At 55.1% G+C, this 432-nt stretch carries 1 pseudogene; it reads right to left on the reverse strand.

The features are described 5' to 3' along the window. Positions 1-66 precede the first annotated feature (66 nt). A pseudogene (locus tag ACU8YC_RS28340) lies at positions 67-411 on the reverse strand (GDP-mannose 4,6-dehydratase); the annotation flags it as partial. Between the last annotated feature and the right edge of the window lie 21 nt (positions 412-432).

Below are 432 nucleotides of genomic sequence, written 5' to 3' on the forward strand. Positions count from 1 at the left end.
GTCTTACGATGTCGGACCCCACCATCCCGCGATGGCCCGCCACAAAAAAACTTTGTGTCTTCATCCCTAGTACTCCAGCGCGATGGCGACCTCGTAACTGTGCGACTTCAGCAGAGAGTGTTTCTTTGCCGCTTCAAGATCGTTGGCAACCATTTCCGAGATCATCTGGCGCAGGGTGATTTCTGGTTTCCAGCCCAGTTTTTCATGTGCTTTGGCCGGTTCGCCCAGCAGCGTTTCAACTTCAGCTGGATGGAAATAGCGCGGGTCGCCGGCAACCATTACGTCCCCTGGCTTCCCGCCCGGCGCATCGTGTCCGGTCACGTAAACCACGATTCCTTTTTCATTCACGTCCTCGCCTCCAAAGCGCTATTAAATCCCTAACTGACCAGCAGCCATTTCCACAAACTGTCTCCCGGCTTACTGCACGCCGGT

The organism is Citrobacter sp. VF227 (assembly GCF_052950715.1).